Source organism: Acinetobacter terrae, assembly GCF_002135195.1.
GTDB lineage: Bacteria > Pseudomonadota > Gammaproteobacteria > Pseudomonadales > Moraxellaceae > Acinetobacter > Acinetobacter terrae.
The window spans coordinates 241,796-258,504 of sequence record NZ_NEGF01000004.1 but is presented as its reverse complement, the minus strand read 5'-3'; the positions used below and the strand labels follow the sequence as shown (position 1 = coordinate 258,504).

At 40.1% G+C, this 16,709-nt stretch carries 13 protein-coding genes; 9 read left to right on the top strand and 4 right to left on the bottom strand.

Translation table 11 applies throughout. The features are described 5' to 3' along the window. Positions 1-73: 73 nt before the first annotated feature. Complete coding sequence (locus B9T23_RS06890) at positions 74-1,384, bottom strand: D-alanyl-D-alanine carboxypeptidase PBP6B (protein ID WP_086193550.1); 1,311 nt, start codon at positions 1,382-1,384, stop codon at positions 74-76. A gap of 179 nt (positions 1,385-1,563) precedes the next feature. Between B9T23_RS06890 and B9T23_RS06885 the strand changes: the two genes are divergently transcribed. The 3 genes from B9T23_RS06885 to B9T23_RS06875 all read left to right on the top strand — a co-directional run bounded on the left by B9T23_RS06885 (position 1,564) and on the right by B9T23_RS06875 (position 7,054). Further along, a complete protein-coding gene (locus B9T23_RS06885) occupies positions 1,564-3,267 on the top strand; it encodes a M61 family metallopeptidase (RefSeq protein WP_086193549.1) in 1,704 nt (567 codons plus the stop codon). Positions 3,268-3,331: 64 nt separating this feature from the next. Continuing rightward, positions 3,332-4,090 (top strand): hypothetical protein, encoded by a 759-nt coding sequence (locus B9T23_RS16940; RefSeq protein WP_228145903.1) that lies wholly within the window; start codon positions 3,332-3,334, stop codon positions 4,088-4,090. Between the two features lie 732 nt (positions 4,091-4,822). After that, positions 4,823-7,054: an NADP-dependent isocitrate dehydrogenase gene (locus B9T23_RS06875; protein ID WP_086193548.1), complete on the top strand. Its 2,232-nt coding sequence runs from the start codon at positions 4,823-4,825 to the stop codon at positions 7,052-7,054. Between the two features lie 133 nt (positions 7,055-7,187). Here the strand turns inward: B9T23_RS06875 and B9T23_RS06870 are convergent, their stop codons facing one another. Continuing rightward, complete coding sequence (locus tag B9T23_RS06870; protein ID WP_086193547.1) at positions 7,188-8,012, bottom strand: rRNA large subunit pseudouridine synthase E; 825 nt, start codon at positions 8,010-8,012, stop codon at positions 7,188-7,190. A 201-nt stretch (positions 8,013-8,213) separates the two neighbouring features. Here B9T23_RS06870 and icd point away from each other — a divergent pair, with 201 nt between their 5' ends. Beyond that, positions 8,214-9,467 carry an NADP-dependent isocitrate dehydrogenase gene (gene icd, locus B9T23_RS06865; RefSeq protein WP_086193546.1) on the top strand — a complete coding sequence of 418 codons (1,254 nt, stop codon included), beginning with the start codon at positions 8,214-8,216 and terminating at the stop codon, positions 9,465-9,467. Positions 9,468-9,620: 153 nt separating this feature from the next. Next, a complete protein-coding gene (locus B9T23_RS06860) occupies positions 9,621-10,166 on the top strand; it encodes a M23 family metallopeptidase (protein ID WP_086193579.1) in 546 nt (181 codons plus the stop codon). 15 nt (positions 10,167-10,181) lie between these two features. Here the strand turns inward: B9T23_RS06860 and B9T23_RS06855 are convergent, their stop codons facing one another. Beyond that, positions 10,182-11,360 (bottom strand): YbfB/YjiJ family MFS transporter, encoded by a 1,179-nt coding sequence (locus B9T23_RS06855; protein WP_086193545.1) that lies wholly within the window; start codon positions 11,358-11,360, stop codon positions 10,182-10,184. Positions 11,361-11,587: 227 nt separating this feature from the next. Here B9T23_RS06855 and B9T23_RS06850 point away from each other — a divergent pair, with 227 nt between their 5' ends. Then, complete coding sequence (locus B9T23_RS06850; protein ID WP_086193544.1) at positions 11,588-13,564, top strand: acyltransferase family protein; 1,977 nt, start codon at positions 11,588-11,590, stop codon at positions 13,562-13,564. 54 nt (positions 13,565-13,618) lie between these two features. On the opposite strand, the gene B9T23_RS06845 is transcribed toward B9T23_RS06850, so the two are convergent. Then, positions 13,619-15,049 carry a pyridoxal phosphate-dependent aminotransferase gene (locus B9T23_RS06845; protein ID WP_086193543.1) on the bottom strand — a complete coding sequence of 477 codons (1,431 nt, stop codon included), beginning with the start codon at positions 15,047-15,049 and terminating at the stop codon, positions 13,619-13,621. Positions 15,050-15,278: 229 nt separating this feature from the next. On the opposite strand from B9T23_RS06845, the gene msrB reads away from it, so the two are divergent. The 3 genes from msrB (at position 15,279) to B9T23_RS06830 (ending at position 16,695) form a co-directional block, all read left to right on the top strand. After that, positions 15,279-15,698 (top strand): peptide-methionine (R)-S-oxide reductase MsrB, encoded by a 420-nt coding sequence (msrB, locus tag B9T23_RS06840; protein WP_067724171.1) that lies wholly within the window; start codon positions 15,279-15,281, stop codon positions 15,696-15,698. Continuing rightward, on the top strand, positions 15,695-16,177 hold the full coding sequence (locus B9T23_RS06835; RefSeq protein WP_086193542.1) for a glutathione peroxidase: 483 nt from the start codon (positions 15,695-15,697) through the stop codon (positions 16,175-16,177). The genes msrB and B9T23_RS06835 overlap by 4 nt, the downstream gene beginning before the upstream one ends. 197 nt (positions 16,178-16,374) lie before the next feature. Further along, on the top strand, positions 16,375-16,695 hold the full coding sequence (locus B9T23_RS06830) for a hypothetical protein (protein WP_143222506.1): 321 nt from the start codon (positions 16,375-16,377) through the stop codon (positions 16,693-16,695). Positions 16,696-16,709: the final 14 nt, after the last annotated feature.

Here is a 16,709-nt window from a genome sequence, read left to right as displayed (position 1 = left end):
TATGCCATCTTCAATTCATTGCTTTTGTTTAGATTGTTATACAGCTTACATAACTTAAAGAAATGTCACGCAATTAGCCTAGTGGATAAGTTTTGACTTCAACGTCATCACTGGAGAAAAAAGTAAAAAGCTGTTTAAACCAAATCGCGATTTTCTGGAAGAAATTAGCTTCTTCAATGTGCACATCATTTTCAATGGCAATGGTTCGAATCAACTGGTTGTTTTGATAAACCTGTACCGTTGCCAATTCCATTACTTTAGCTAATGGGGCAGTCAGGAATTTTTCTTTGATTTCGACATTTAAGTGAGTTTTTGTTTCTTGCAATGGATCGATCACCTGAATAGTGCCATTGCCTGTATTCAACATAATGCGCTGATTCACGGTGTCATAGGTTTGCAGATCAATCGCATAAGGCTGGTCATATAAAGAAGTCGTCACAATTTGTGGTTTGCTGGTTTCCAGTTTAAACATTTTTAAAGTGGATTTAATCACCGGTAATTCAGCAATCAACTGCTTGTCCTTAATCGCCACTTCATTGCGCGTATAGGTATAAGCCATGTTCAGAAGAGTGTGGGCAACTTCAGCACGTTTTAAAGCATTTTTTGTGCCCATAACCACCACAATAAGGCGACGTTCAGGCAGTGCCGGATTACCGGTAGGACGGTGTGCAGTCAGTGCCAGGTTATAACCTGCCGCTTTGGTAAAGCCGGTTTTTAAACCATCAACAGTTGGGTCAAATTTAAGCGCCAAATTGGTTGCACGGTGAAAACGCTGGTTATAGCTGAAACTCGGCATCACTGAATAATGTAAGTATTCAGGTGTCTGTAATGCGAGTGCTTGACCGAGAAGTGCCATGTCGTGCGCAGATGAAAAATGATCTGGCATGGTAATGCCGGGCGCATTGGCAAAATGCGTATCGTTCATCCCCAAGGCTTTGGCCTCTTTATTCATGCGTTCGATGAAAGCGGGTACTGTACCTGAAATACGTTCCGCTAAAGTCACGGCAGCATCATTGGCTGACATCACCACCAAACCCGCCAGTAGCTGATCAACGGAGATCTGGTCACCTTCTTTCAAATACATTTGTGATTCATCCCACTGCACCATTTTTACCACCGGTGTTGCAGTGATGATTTCATCCTTTTTTAAACGCCCCGCTTCAATTTCTTTGAGCGCGATATATGCAACCATCATTTTGGTCATGGATGCAGGTGCACGTTGCTCATGGCTATTGTGCTCCGCAATCACTTGTCCGGATTGGGTATCAAGAATGGTCCATGCAGGAGCTTCAACGCTTTCAGGGACGAGGTTCAGTAACGCAGCATTGACTATCGTGGAGCACAATAAACTAAGAGATGCGAGGATGTAGATAACAGCTTTCAATGATGTTCCTTTATTTGCCAATCCGTTGACTTTTAAATGCAAAAAATCATGGGCATGCTATGCTTTTTTTTTAGCAATGGCTAGTCAGAATTGCAGACAATTGCGACAGTTCGCATTGCTTTGTAAAAAAATGCTAAGCTAATTGCCAAGTTACCTTTTTTTATTTTGTATTGCCCATTATGTTGCATTATCAAATCGAATTTGACGATTATCGTCAGCATCTAGTTCACGTGACACTTCGCTTTTTAGCAAATCCTACCCAAGTACTTTCTTTACCGACCTGGATTCCGGGAAGCTATTTGATTCGCGAGTTTTCAAAGCATCTTGAGTCAGTCAAAGCATATGATGAAGATGGCCGCATTTTACAGATTCAAAAATTTGAAAAGAACAAATGGCGTTTATTCAATACCGATCATGAACTGATTACGGTTGAATATGATGTTTATGCCTATGACCTGTCTGTTCGCGGTGCATATGTGGATCAAACACGTTTATACGTGAATCCAGCCTGTGCATGCTTGGGACTAGAAGGTCAGGAAGATAAAGTCATTGAAGTTGAAGTGTTCTTGCCGCCAGAACTGAAACACTTCCAATTGGCTACAGGTTTGGAAAATAAGAGCTTGGTTAAAGGTCGTTATACCTTAAAAGCTCAAAATTATGCGCAGCTGATTGATTCGCCATTTGAACTGGCAGATCAAACCCGGTTTAGTTTTGAAGCCAATGGTATTCCGCATGAGTTCGTAGTTTCAGGCAAACACGCCATGAATGCACAGCGTATGCAGCAAGACATTGAAAAAATCTGTAGCACAGAAATTTCAATGTTTGGTTCAGCGCCATTTGAAAACTACACTTTCATGACCATGGCAACAGGCAATAGTTATGGTGGTTTGGAACATCCAAACAGTACAAGCCTAATTACGCCGCGTGATGATCTGCCAAAAGCGGATGAACCTGTTGAACCATCGAAAGATTATCAACGTTTCTTGGGTTTATGCAGTCACGAATATTTCCACTCTTGGCTGGTGAAATTTATTCGTCCTGAAAACTTTGTCAATTATGATTTGAACAGAGAAGGCTATACCTCACTTCTTTGGATCTTTGAAGGCTTTACCTCTTATTACGATGATCTGATTTTGCTGCGTAGCGGTGTCATCAATCAAGAATCGTATATTGCTTTATTAAAAGCACAGATTGATCGTTACCTGCAAAACCCAGGTCATGCGATTCAAACTGTAGCGGAATCAAGTTTTGATGCATGGGTGAAATTCTACCGTCAGGATGAAAACTCAAATAATGCAGGTACAAGCTATTACAACAAAGGTTGTTTAGTGGCGTTGTGTCTGGATTTAGGATTGCGTCTTAAAGGTTCAAGCCTTGATGCACTCATGCGTAAGCTGTATGAAAATGCGCAAAAGGGCATTCAGGTGAATGAGCGTACCATCTTTGATTTATGTCAGGAATTGACTGGTCAAAGCTGGCTTGAGCAAATTAATCATTTGATCAATACTACAGACGAATTGCCACTGGATCAGTTGTTGCCTGAATTTGGTTTAAGTTTTGAATTGAAAAATGAAAAAGCTTTGCCATTCGGACTAAAAGTTGCAGATAAACCTGAAGGTGTGGTGATTCAATACGTTCGTCGTGACAGTGCAGGGGCTAACGCCGGTCTTTCAGCCAATGATGTGATTGTTGCCATTGATGGCTTAAAAGCATCTGAAAAACTTCTTGAGATATATTCAAAACAAGAAGGCACTTTCACTGTGTTTGCATTCCGCCGTGATGAATTTATTCAGTTTGAAGTTCAAGGTGGTGAAATTGATTTGACCACGGTTGAATTGAAAGTTGAAGATCAGGCGAAAGCAGAGAAGTGGCTTAAAGCTTAATTTGCATAGTATAGAAAAACCATGTAAAACCGATGCTTAGGCGTCGGTTTTTTATTAGAAGAATATGAATCAAAAAAGTTTAAATTGGGGAATAGGAATTACGGTCGTTTGGTTGGCTGTGATTGTTGCCTTTTGGATTTTTGGAGGGTTGAAATCGCCAACATCACTAAATGAACTTGGTGATTTTTTGGCAGGTATCTTTGCACCTGTGGCTTTCTTTTGGCTAATTTTGGGTTATGTCCAACAGGGTAAACAGTTAGAACAAAATACGAAAGCATTAGAGCAACAAGAAAGAGCATTGCAACTTCAAATTGATGAAATGAAAAATAGTGTTGAGCAACAATCAAAATTAGCCCAGATGCAGAGTGATCAATTAATAATGATGAAACAAGAAATTCGTCCTTTTCTAAAGTTAAGTCATGCTCGATTATTTTTAAACTCGAATAAATATGCGACTTTAGAAAAGCAATTAGAGAATGATGAGAAATATATACTTAAATTTTTAATAAAAAATGAAGGAAGAGGAAGGGCTAAATTTATTAACATATTTGTGAGTGATGTATTACTAAGAAAAGAATTTTCTAAATTGGATGAAAATGAAACAGTGACTGTTGAAATTCAATCAAATAAAGTTGAATTAGAAAAATTAGTTAATAATAAGAATAACTTTTTATGTTTAACAATTAAGTTTAAAGATATTTATGATGCTGAATTTTCAGCATTTTATGATTTTACTACAGAGTCAATAAAGACAAATAAAAATATAATGCCAGTCAATATTCTTTCATATCAGAATCAATATAATTCTGATATAGCAAATTGAAAGCTCACTTTCATAAGCCTTATCTTCTATTCTTAATTCTCCGATAAATAGCATAAACAGAGAAAATTTAAAAGTAGTGCAATATGGTAAAGCTCTGAGATATGCCCTTAATCATTGGTGACTCCTTCACCCAACCTTACTGAGCTTTAAGGACAACATTTATATCTTGGATTTCCCCACAATGTTCCGCTGATGATTTCCGCTCGAAAGTCTTTAAAGTTTAGTAAAACTTAAGTAAGGAGCGCAGACCTCACAATGATAACTTTTTCGACTTATTAGGACAAAATTTGCATCGTATTCCTTTATGAATGATTTATTTGCATGATACCCAACATGTTTTAAGTAATTGGGTTGTAAAACAGTAAATTGATTAGTTTGAATTTTGATCAGTTATCTAGGGTGTAAATAAGTTAAAGTATTGATAAATATTAACTATATCTTGTTAAGGTCCTAAATTCTCGCCCCTTTAATCAGGTGTGTGAATGTAGTCGCGGAGACCGGCTACGATTGCCCATATTCGAAAAAAGTCGAAATTTCAAGTAGAATAGAAACATTGGTGAACAACACCGATATATACGAATTTTCAGCCAAGAAGCAATATGAAAAGATATTGTTGTTTAGCTGAGGTGCAATGAGCACCGATACTTTCGATGTTTTATTTAAGCAAACCGGTTCGCAGGGCTGGGCCAAAAGCTCGGTTCTCAAAACTCAATCCAACGCAAGGGGCTATATATGGCTGGTGGAAAGTCAACTATCATTTACACTCTGACTGACGAGGCGCCATTGTTGGCGACTTATTCGCTGCTGCCGATCATTGAGACCTTTACTAAGCCGGCCGGCATCGAGATTGTCAAAAGTGACATCTCTGTAGCCGTTCGCGTGCTCGCAGAATTTTCAGACTACCTAAATGAAGAGCAGAAAGTTCCCGATATCCTCGCGGAGCTAGGTCATCTTACACAAGATCCAGATACCAACATTATCAAACTTCCAAATATCAGTGCCTCTGTTGGTCAGCTAACAGCGTGTATTAAAGAACTTCAGTCGAAAGGCTATGCAATCCCGGATTATCCGGAAAACCCAACCACTGAAGAAGAAAAGTCAATCAAGGTTCGTTATGGCAAGTGCTTAGGCTCTGCTGTAAACCCAGTATTACGTGAAGGTAACTCTGACCGTCGTGCGCCTGCTGCAGTGAAAAACTACGTTAAGAAACACCCGCATTCAATGAGCGAGTGGAAACAGTGGTCACAAACTCACGTTTCGCACATGAATGAAGGTGACTTCTACCACGGCGAAAAGTCAATGACACTTGACCGCGCGCGTGACGTGAAGATGGAATTGATCACAAAAAGTGGCGAAACCATTGTTCTTAAACCAAAAGTTGCATTGAAAGATGGCGAAATCATCGACTCAATGTTCATGAGCAAAAAAGCACTTTGCGACTTCTACGAGAAAGAACTTGAAGACTGTCGTGAAGCAGGCATTTTGTTCTCTTTACACGTTAAAGCAACCATGATGAAAGTTTCACACCCGATCGTATTCGGTCACTGTGTGAAAATTTACTACAAAGACGCATTTGAAAAGCATGGCAAGTTATTTGATGAGTTAGGTGTCAACATCAATAATGGTATGGCGAGTCTTTACGAGAAGCTGGAAACTTTACCAACATCTGTACGTGAAGAAATCATTGCTGATTTACATGCGTGTCAAGAACACCGTCCAGCGCTTGCGATGGTTGATTCTGCAAAAGGCATCACCAACTTCCATTCACCAAACGACGTGATTGTAGATGCTTCTATGCCTGCAATGATTCGTGGTGGCGGTAAAATGTGGGGCGCTGACGGCAAACCTTACGACTGTAAAGCTGTAATGCCTGAATCGACTTTCGCACGTATCTACCAAGAAATGATCAATTTCTGTAAGTGGAATGGCAACTTCGATCCAAAAACGATGGGTACTGTACCTAACGTTGGCTTGATGGCGCAAAAAGCTGAAGAATACGGTTCACACGACAAAACTTTCGAAATTCCTGAAGCGGGTATTGCCAACATCACTGATCTTGAAACGGGTGAAGTGTTGATGTCGCAAAACGTTGAGGAAGGCGATATCTGGCGTATGTGTCAGGTGAAAGATGCACCGATTCGTGACTGGGTTAAACTTGCGGTAACTCGCGCGCGTAACTCTGGCATGCCTGCAATCTTCTGGCTTGACCCGTACCGTCCACACGAAAATGAATTGATCAAGAAAGTTGAAAAATACTTGAAAGATCATGACACGACTGGTCTTGATATCCAAATCATGTCACAAGTTCGTGCAATGCGTTATACGCTTGAGCGTGTAGCACGTGGCCTAGATACCATTTCTGTAACAGGTAACATCCTACGTGACTACCTGACTGATTTGTTCCCGATCATGGAGCTTGGTACTTCAGCTAAAATGCTTTCTATCGTGCCGTTAATGGCCGGTGGTGGCATGTACGAAACTGGTGCCGGCGGTTCTGCTCCTAAACACGTACAGCAATTGGTTGAAGAAAACCACTTGCGTTGGGATTCACTGGGTGAGTTCATGGCGCTAGCTGTATCGTTAGAAGAAATGGGCATCAAACAAGACAATCCTGCTGTGAAGTTATTGGCTAAAACATTAGACCAAGCGACTGGCAAATTGCTCGACAATGACAAGTCACCATCACGTCGTACTGGCGAGATTGATAACCGTGGCAGCCACTTCTACCTAGCGAAATACTGGGCTGAAGCGTTGGCTGAGCAAGACGAAAATGCTGAGCTTAAAGCGAAGTTTGCTCCGCTTGCTAAAGCATTGGCTGAAAACGAAGACAAAATCGTTGCTGAACTTGCTTCCGTTCAAGGTAAGTCGGTTGACATTGGCGGTTACTACGCTCTTGATCAAGAGAAAGTAAATGCTGTGATGCGTCCAAGCGCAACATTAAACGCAGCACTTGCTTCTGTTTAATCGCTTGAACCTATCGGCTTTGCTTTAGGGTGAAGTCGATAAAAAAAGCCGGTGCATATGCACCGGCTTTTTTTTGTCCGTAACTTCAAAGGCACGAACATTCCCTCAAAAAGGGATTTACTTAAACTAGATCTTAACGACCGTTACTACGCCCACGACCACGAGGTGCTTTATTATTCGGGCGTGTCGTACCATTGGTTTTACGACGTGGTTTATCCGCATCATCCATTTGCCAAATACGCGTTGTACCACCACTGGCTTTTTTCTTGCCTTTGAATGGCGCTTCGCCTTTTTCTTCGCGTGCTTTATCTTTAGCCACCGAGAAATGCTGTTTCTTGGTCGGGGTTTTTTTCGCAAAAGAACGACCTTCATACGGTTTGTCCGCAGGAACATCTTTAAAGTCAGGGTAAAGTAAAGGTTCGATCTCGACTTGCTCACCAGGTTGTAAGCCCAGTTTTACAATGCTGATGCTACCAATTTGAGTACGAATCAAACGTAAAGTTGGAAAACCTACCGCAGAAGTCATACGACGAACCTGACGGTTACGACCTTCACAAATTTGAATTTCTACCCATGATGTTGGAACGCTAGCACGGAAACGTACCGGTGGCGTGCGTTCCCATAACCAGTCTGGCTCATCAATTTTTTTGGCTTGAGCAGGCAGGGTGATGCCGTCTTTAAGCTCAACACCTTTACGAAGTTGCTCTAAAGCTTCTTCGGTGATGTCACCATCGACCTGTACCACATAAGTTTTAAACTTTTTGCTGGCAGGGTTGGTAATGAACTGGTTCAAACCACCATGATCGGTTAAAAACATTAAGCCTTCTGAATCTAAATCAAGACGACCGGCGATACGAAGATCAGGGTCTTGAGTGAAATCAGCCATGGTTTGATGTTTCTCATCGGCACGGAACTGGGAGAGAACGTCATAAGGTTTATTAAGAATGACGATTTTCATAGAAAATAACTACTTTGATAATGATAAATACTGGAACGTTGAGTTTTATTTTATGGGGAAATGGCGTTATTTCCCCTGTAAATCTCAAAAACACTTAAATTGGATTACAATATTATGCGTTAAGATAAGTTGAAAGTATTGCATATTGGCAATTATTTTTTAGATTCGCCAGATAGAATAACAATAGGGAGCACAAGTATAATGGGTTATCAGAAGATTGTAGTGCCTGTAGATGGTAGCAAAATTACCGTAAATGCAGACTTGTCACTGAATGTTCCTAACAATCCCATCATTCCTTTCATTGAAGGCGACGGTATTGGTGTGGATATTACACCAGCAATGAAAGCAGTGGTAGATGCTGCAGTTCAAAAAGCTTACGCTGGCAAACGTTCGATCGAGTGGATGGAAGTCTACTGCGGTGAAAAAGCAGATAAAATCTATGGTACTTATATGCCAGAAGAAACTTTCGAAGTTCTTCGTGAGTTTGTCGTTTCTATTAAAGGTCCATTAACCACCCCTGTTGGTGGCGGTATTCGTTCTCTCAATGTCGCATTACGTCAAGAATTAGACCTTTACGTCTGTGTACGTCCAGTGCGTTGGTTTGAAGGTGTTCCTTCTCCGGTTCAACATCCTGAACTGACTGACATGGTGATTTTCCGTGAAAACTCTGAAGATATCTATGCAGGGATTGAATGGAAAGCAGATTCACCAGAAGCTAAAAAAGTTATCAAATTCCTGAAAGAAGAAATGGGTGTAACCAAAATCCGTTTCGAAGAAAACTGTGGTATTGGCATTAAACCGGTATCTAAAGAAGGGACTCAACGTCTGGTTCGTAAAGCCATTCAATTCGCTATTGACAATGACAAGCCAAGCGTGACTTTAGTTCACAAAGGCAACATCATGAAGTACACCGAAGGTGCGTTCAAAGAATGGGGCTATGAAGTCGCTCTTGAGCGTTTTGGTGGTGAGCTTCTTGACGGTGGCCCATGGGTAAGCATCAAGAATCCTAAAAACGGCAAAGACATCATTATTAAAGATGTGATTGCTGATGCATTCTTGCAACAAATCCTGATGCGTCCTTCCGAATATTCAGTCATCGCGACGCTTAACTTAAACGGTGACTACATTTCTGATGCGCTTGCAGCTGAAGTGGGTGGTATTGGTATTGCTCCGGGTGCAAACATCGGTGGCGCAATCCAGATGTATGAAGCCACTCACGGAACTGCACCTAAATACGCAGGCCAAGACAAAGTAAACCCGGGTTCAATTATCCTTTCTGCTGAAATGATGCTGCGTGACATGGGCTGGACTGAAGCTGCCGATTTGATCATCAAAGGTGTTTCTGGTGCGATTGCTGCGAAAACGGTGACTTATGACTTCGAGCGTTTAATGCCTGACGCGACTTTGTTACGTTGTTCGGAATTCGGTCAAGCAGTCATCAACAACATGGAATAAGTCTAAATCTTAAACCACATGTTAGAGAACCTGCACTTGCTGCGGGTTTTTTTATTTTTACACAAAGCATGTTTTATTTAATGGATTTAAAATTTTAAGATGAAATTGATTCAATCACTTTAATTCTTGAAATTAATGCATCAGCATCTAAAAATGTTCAAAAAGATTTCCTGCCTGAGTTTAATGATTGCATTCATACTGCTTGCAGGCTGTCATCCGCCACCCTCTGGTGAAGCAGTAGGCATGCGTTATCCATTTATATATTGGCAATTACAACAAATGGATATGCCTGCACAGCTTGCAATGCCGGTTGAAAATATTAAGCCTCGACAAATACAAGATACTTGGGGTGCAGCACGTAGCGAAGGACGTAAGCATGAAGGTCTTGATATTTTTGCCAAGCGAAGAACACCTGTACTCAGTGCAACACAAGGGATTGTCACTCGAGTCGGAACCAATCATTTAGGTGGCAAAGTGGTCTGGATTATCGGTCCGGATTTAAGCCGACATTATTATGCACATTTAGATGATTATGCAGACCAGATTCAAGAAGGTGACTGGGTAGAAGCAGGTGAGGTCATTGGTTATATCGGTAATACCGGCAACGCCAAAAATACCCCGCCACATTTACATTATGGAATCTATGTGAAAGGGCAAGGCGCAATCAACCCTTATCCTTATCTGGTTCCAGATTCTTAAAAATATCAAAATAAATCAGATTTCTCTAATCCTGTGACATTGATCCGAGCGGGTATACCAAGCCAATTGTAAAGTTCCAAATAATAAAACCACCGCAGCCAAGATAAACTGTTGATGATAAGTCACGCCAAAATGTTGCAGGGTACTAAAACTTAATCCACCAATCAGTTGCACAGATGCAAAACAGAGTGTTGCGATGCTCCACAGCTTTTTATAGGCAAGACCATAGAGTTGTAAAATGGTATATGAAGTCAGAAAGACCACTGCCGGATTGAGCATTCCGGTAAAAAATGAAGAAGCAAAAGTCAGGACTGGACTTGCACTTAAAGTCGCAATAAAAATAGCCATGATATAGAGACTATAAAATATTTTAAGAGCATTCAGGTTGCCGAATCTTCTGGCTAAAAGGTAGGCAGTAAAAGCACCTAAAGCACTACCTAAGCCATAAAGAATCCAGTTAAAGTTGAGCCAGAATAGATTCAGCCCCAGTTCATGGCTGAGATAGTCAATCCAAAACAATGAATGTGGAATATAGGCAAATGCACTGCAAGCATAAACGGTCAGCAAGCTATAAAATAGAGTATTGGGTGTTACTTTACTGGAGGTCACAACGGTTTGCGCAGACAAATGATGCTTAAATTGTTGCAGTAAAATACTTAAGCAAACACAAATAATCAGCGCAAAGCCACATAAAATAAGCCAGGCTGTCTGGATCGAAATCTGATCCAGATAAGGCAAGAAAAGCGTAGCCAATAAAACTCCAAGACCAATTCCGCTAAAGCCAATAAAATTGATTTTAAAACGATCCTGAATGTCACAGCATTGTGCAACCACACTGGGAGATAAGATCATCAATAAGCCACCACTTATTCCCGAAATCACACGCCAGAAGATATACCAAGCCTGAGGAAAATTTGCAAAAGCACAGCACATTAAACTGAACATTCCCGCAATTGCGGCAATCTGAATGTAGAGAGTCATGCTTTTGTTTTGAGCTAAACGCATCGCCACAAAAGCACCCATGAGATAACCGAGTAAATTTGCACTGCCTAAAAGACTGGCAAAACCTATTGACCAGTCAAATGCTTCACGTGTGCTGGGTAATAATGCAGTATATGAAAAACGTAAAATACCAATCCCTAAGCACATACTGAGGCATAAAAACAGACTGAGCTTGATATTGTTTGAGGACATCCATGTACTCGCAGTATTTATTATTGATTCATCTCAATAAATAACATGAGTCTCCAACAATGAATAGGATCAGAACTTACAAACGCTACAAAACATTAATGTTCGAGTCATTAAGTAATATTTAAGACTGCTCTTATCACATTGAATAATATTCCCCCTTTATTTTGCAAATTGAGTTTTCTGAATAAAGGCATACAATGTCGCCACTTTTTTTATTTTTCTGAATTATGAATTTCTCCTATCGCGCTGATATAGATGGCTTAAGAGCTATCGCCGTTTTATTGGTGATTTTTAACCATATTGGATTATCTTTCTTTTCTGGAGGATATATTGGTGTTGATGTCTTTTTCGTGATTTCAGGTTATTTAATTACCCTCATTTTAACCCATGATATTCAATCGAAACGATTTTCTATCGCACGATTTTACAAGAAACGTGTGGTACGTTTAGCACCTGCTTATTTTACGGTACTCAGCGTTGTCAGTGTAATTGCCTGGCAGGTTATGTTACCTGATGATCTGTCACAATATTTTGATAGTGTCATGTATGCAACCTTGCTCATGGCAAATATCTATATGCGCAATGAAGTGGGAGATTACTTTAGCCAGAGTGCCGAAGGTATTCCTTTATTGCATTTATGGTCGCTTGGGGTAGAAGAGCAATTCTATATTTTCTGGCCTTTATTGTTATTACTGTTTGTTGGAAAGGTGTCGCGTAAATATACTTGGGTGATCATCACTACATTAATCATAACCTTATTGATCTATGCTCAATACAAATTAACTAAAAACGCAGATAAGGCCTACTATAGTATGCCAGTACGTGCTTTTGAGCTGCTCATTGGTGCATTGATTGGCTTTTTGCCTCAGCTCAAACTACCGAAAAAATTACTGCAAAGTCTGGTTTGGCTCGGTTTAATTGTATTGTTTGCGACAGTTGTATATTTTGATAAACAGACGCCATTTCCTGGAGCCATGGCGCTTATACCGTGTCTGGCGACCGCATTGATCATTTATCTGGGGCAATCTTCACCCTCAAGTAATGTGTTACTGAGTAATCGCTTGAGTACCTGGATCGGAAGAATTTCTTATCCTTTGTATTTATGGCACTGGCCAATTATCGTGTTATTCGGCATTTATATGCAGCCATTAAACGCAGAAAATCAGGCTGTAATTGTAATCTTGTCGATAATATTGGCATTTTTAACCTATAAATTCGTAGAGAAACCAACGAAACGTTTTGTGATGGCTGCGAATTACAAAGTGATGATTATCGGTTTTCTCGTGCCAGCCATGATTTTTATCGCTATTGCCAAAATCATCAATATAAATAAGGGTTTTCCGGACAGATTTCCTGAGTCTGTTTATATCAAGCAAGAGGCACTCAATTCATTTGCCCATGTGATCCGAAATAAATGTATGGATATTAAGGACCCGAAAGCTTTACCAGACCCGAATGATTGTGTATTGGGTCAAGCGAAAGCCAACATCGATTTTTTATTGATTGGTGATTCTCATGCCAACAGTTATACCGCTATGCTGGATGTATGGGCTAAAGATGCGAATTTACGCGGATATGACGTCACTCAAAGTTCAACATTTTATTTGCCTATGGTGCGGCGTTTGCAGCCAAATTTTGGTCGCTGGGCAGAACTAGCTAAGTTTAAATTACGCAATGATGCCATTACTGCCCATCTTGCAACAACACATTACCCAGTGATTATTTTAGCGGGTTCATATGTACCGTATTTTGGTGATGAAGTGAAACTGGAAGATGGCATTCATCATTCAAATGAAGAAATATTCAAAACTGGCTTTATGAAAGCTTTGAAAATTGCCTATCAGTCCAGTGATCAAGTGATTTTGCTCAATGATGTACCTCGCTTAGATCGAGATGGGGTGCCTGCAGATTGTAATCTTCGCAATGAGATTTTAAATACGCATGCCCCATGTACTGTTTCTAGACGGAATTATGAGGCGCAGCTGATGAAATTTAATCGAATTGTGGCTGAAGCCAAACTGAAATACCCTCACTTGAAAATTATTAACCCGACCAAGGTCATCTGTAATCAGCAGGTATGTAGAATCAGTATTGATGATGTGCCTTTATACCGAAATAAAGATACCAACCATATTAATAATCAAGGCTCTCGGCAATTAGGCATTGAATATTTAAAACAGTATGGCAATCCGCTTAAAGATTAAAAGCAGGCATAAAAAAACCGCGTGAGATCACGCGGTTTTTTTATATTTCAGAAATTAACGCATTTTTGCCAGGAAACGACCTAAACGGGTAATTGCTTCACGCAGTTCATTTTCAGCAGGCAAGAACACCACACGGAAATGATCCGGAGTCGGCCAGTTGAAGCCTGTACCTTGAACCAGTAAAACTTTTTCAGCCCGTAAAAAGTCGAGCATGAATTTTTCGTCATCTTGGATCGGGTACACTTCTGGATCCAGTTTAGGGAAGCAGTACATCGCACCTTCAGGTTTTACACAAGATACACCCGGAATGTCATTCAACATTTCCCAAGCGATATTGCGTTGTTCATATAAACGACCACCCGGACGAATCAAGTCGTTAATAGACTGATAACCACCTAAAGCGGTTTGAATCGCATATTGCGCTTGATGGTTGGCACAGAGGCGCATAGATGCCAACATGTCTAAACCTTCAATGTAGTCCATTGCACGTGATTTATCACCGGTAATCGCCATCCAGCCTGAACGGAAACCGGCAATACGATATGCTTTAGATAAACCATTGAACGAAACACATAAATGGTCACCCGCAAGTGCAGCTACAGCGACATGTTCAATGCCATCATAAATAATTTTGTCGTAAATTTCGTCAGCAAATAAAATCAGGTCATATTTTTTTGCAAGGGCAACAATTTGCTCGAGTACATGGCGTGGATAAACCGCACCCGTTGGGTTGTTTGGATTGATAATCACGATACCACGCGTATTTGGCGTGATTTTGCTTTCCATATCCGCAATGTCTGGATACCAGTAGTTTTCTTCATCACATTTATAGTGAATCGCTGTACCACCGGACAAGTTTACCGCAGCAGTCCATAATGGATAATCCGGCATTGGAACCAGCATTTCATCGCCATCATCCAGCAAGCCTTGCATTGCCATGACAATCAGTTCAGACACGCCATTACCGATATACACATCATTGACCTGCATATTCAAAATGCCTTTTTGCTGGTAATACTGACAAATCGCTTTACGAGCAGGGAAAATCCCTTTCGAGTCTGTATAACCCACGGCATTGGGTAAGTTTAAAGCCACATCATTAATAATTTCTTGTGGCGCTTCAAAGCCGAATGAGGCCGGATTACCGATATTAAGTTTAATAATTTTGTGACCGGCTTCTTCCATTTCGTTGGCCGCTCGTAACACAGGTCCGCGAATGTCGTAGCATACATGCTCGAGCTTAGACGATTTTTTAATTTCGCGAGGGGTTTGGAAAGTGTTCGGCATTTTAATGTTCTCGGAAGGAGTGGAGGTCACTTTTGCATAACGATATAAATAACTTTTAAATGTCTCAGTTGTTACTAAATCAAGATTGTGTTCATCCCGAAGTAAAGCAACAATTTTTTCGTGCGTAAATCCTGCCTGTTGATACTGTTTAATCAAAGGAAGCAAATTTTTAAAAATAACGCTCTTTTTTTGCGACATTTTTTAATCCTGAGCAAGCTTATGACAAAGAGTAACACTAAATTTGCTCACAAAAAAGCATTTCTTAAATAATTTGCTCACTCGATTTTTAAACTTTGCTTACTTTTTGCTTTTTAAGGGAAATTATAGGTCTTTTGTAAAATGTTAACGAAAGACTAGAAATTTAAATATGAATGACGTAAATATAGGATTATTTTATTTTAAATAGCAAGAAAGAAGGTACGTAGCCATGGGAAAACTCAATAAATCCGACCGAGAATGGCAAAGAGAGTTATCACCTGAAGAGTTCCGTATTACACGTCAAAAGGGAACAGAGCCTGCATTTACAGGTAAATACTGGAACACAAAACAAGATGGTACTTATGTCTGTCGTTGTTGTGGCGAGCCGTTATTTAGCTCAGAGACAAAATATGATAGTGGTTGTGGTTGGCCAAGCTTCTATAAAGCCTTAAATAATTCTGCAATTGAAGAACATCAGGATACGACGCATGGTATGGTAAGAACTGAAATTGTTTGTCATCATTGTGACGCACATTTAGGCCATGTTTTTGAAGATGGTCCACAGCCAACAGGATTGCGCTATTGCGTAAATTCAGCTTCATTAGAATTAAAAACACAAGAAAAAAATGACGAGGAAACATATCCATGACCAACATTTATCAGTTTGAGGCTGAGTTGTTAGATGGAAAAAATAAATCATTTGCTGATTATGAAGGCAAAGTTTTATTGATTGTAAATACTGCCAGTAAATGCGGTTTTACCCCCCAGTTTGCAGGTCTTGAAAAGTTGTATGAGAAATACAAAGATCAAGGGTTGGTGGTTTTAGGATTCCCCTGTAACCAGTTTGGCGGACAAGATCCGGGGTCCAATGAACAAATTGGGGCCTACTGTCAAAAAAATTATGGCGTAACATTTCCTATGTTTTCAAAGGTGGATGTTAAAGGTCCAGAAGCGCACATTTTATTCCGTTATTTGACCAATAACAGTAAAGGAATTCTAGGCAATGGGATCAAATGGAATTTTACCAAGTTCTTGATTGGTAAAGATGGCAAAATATTAAATCGTTTTGCACCCACCACCAAACCTGAAGATCTGGAAAGTGAAGTGCAAGCTGCTTTAGCCAAGTAATTTTTTTTGAGCTGGAAAAATATATAGGGCGGTCCATGGATCGCCCTTAATTCATTTATATTGTGTATTCAAATGTCAAAAAAGCAATTTTCCACGTTTAACTGCGGTGGTATTGGTTTGTGCACCAAGCCAAGTATTTGCAAATGATCAAAAAATTGATGCATTGTTGCAAAGCTTAACCATGCCAAAAAAAATATGTGTCGCCAGCATTGGGTTATAAAATTGATGCAAAACTGCTGAATAAAAATTATCAGGTCAACTGGTTAATTCCGCCCAAATTCAATTTTACGGCAACCGAGTTAAAGGCTGCTCAATCACCGGTAAAAGTAAAAATGACCATGATCGAGAGTAGCGGGATGATTGCTAAAGTCGAAAGATTAAAAAGTACAGGCTCAAAACTATTGGATGCTAAAGTGATTGGTGCGGGAATGCAGGCAAAACTTGAATCTATCCCAATGGTTGATCCAAATATCACTTATAGCTTAATTCATGAACTACAAATAAATAATCCACTGTAGAAACAGTGGATTAT

What these genes read in the sequence shown, in the direction of transcription:
- B9T23_RS06885 (WP_086193549.1), top strand. Translation starts at nt 1,564, where the DNA reads ATGTTGCATTATCAAATCGAATTTGACGATTATCGTCAGCATCTAGTT.
- B9T23_RS16940 (WP_228145903.1), top strand. Translation starts at nt 3,332, where the DNA reads ATGAATCAAAAAAGTTTAAATTGGGGAATAGGAATTACGGTCGTTTGG.
- B9T23_RS06875 (WP_086193548.1), top strand. Translation starts at nt 4,823, where the DNA reads ATGGCTGGTGGAAAGTCAACTATCATTTACACTCTGACTGACGAGGCG.
- B9T23_RS06870 (WP_086193547.1), bottom strand. Translation starts at nt 8,012, where the DNA reads ATGAAAATCGTCATTCTTAATAAACCTTATGACGTTCTCTCCCAGTTC.
- icd (WP_086193546.1), top strand. Translation starts at nt 8,214, where the DNA reads ATGGGTTATCAGAAGATTGTAGTGCCTGTAGATGGTAGCAAAATTACC.
- B9T23_RS06860 (WP_086193579.1), top strand. Translation starts at nt 9,621, where the DNA reads ATGTTCAAAAAGATTTCCTGCCTGAGTTTAATGATTGCATTCATACTG.
- B9T23_RS06855 (WP_086193545.1), bottom strand. Translation starts at nt 11,360, where the DNA reads ATGTCCTCAAACAATATCAAGCTCAGTCTGTTTTTATGCCTCAGTATG.
- B9T23_RS06850 (WP_086193544.1), top strand. Translation starts at nt 11,588, where the DNA reads ATGAATTTCTCCTATCGCGCTGATATAGATGGCTTAAGAGCTATCGCC.
- B9T23_RS06845 (WP_086193543.1), bottom strand. Translation starts at nt 15,049, where the DNA reads ATGTCGCAAAAAAAGAGCGTTATTTTTAAAAATTTGCTTCCTTTGATT.
- msrB (WP_067724171.1), top strand. Translation starts at nt 15,279, where the DNA reads ATGGGAAAACTCAATAAATCCGACCGAGAATGGCAAAGAGAGTTATCA.
- B9T23_RS06835 (WP_086193542.1), top strand. Translation starts at nt 15,695, where the DNA reads ATGACCAACATTTATCAGTTTGAGGCTGAGTTGTTAGATGGAAAAAAT.